This is a genomic window from Microbacterium sp. GbtcB4, assembly GCF_019091465.1.
In the GTDB taxonomy this organism is placed as follows: Bacteria; Actinomycetota; Actinomycetes; order Actinomycetales; family Microbacteriaceae; genus Microbacterium; species Microbacterium paraoxydans.
This window is the reverse complement of sequence record NZ_JAGXJJ010000751.1, coordinates 1-230: the sequence shown is the minus strand read 5'-3', so window position 1 is coordinate 230 and position 230 is coordinate 1. Positions and strand designations below refer to the sequence as shown.

Here is a 230-nt window from a genome sequence, read left to right as displayed (position 1 = left end):
CTGACCGTCGCCACAGCACGTCCGGGGTCCTGCGGCACGAGGGCACTGTCTCCCCCGGCGACATCGGGGGGCGCGACGGCATCCGCTGCACCTCCCTCGCCCGGGCGGTCGTCGACCTCGCCCGCACGGTCTCTCCCGAGGCGGCCCTCGCGGGCGCGGGTGCCGCCCTCGCTCTGGTCGGCGGTGGCCCGTGGGAGGTCGACGACACCGCGGAGCAGGCTCTCCTGGCC

At 77.4% G+C, this 230-nt stretch carries 1 pseudogene; it reads left to right on the top strand.

The features are described 5' to 3' along the window. Window positions 1-230, top strand: a pseudogene (locus KVS71_RS19505) (hypothetical protein); the annotation flags it as partial.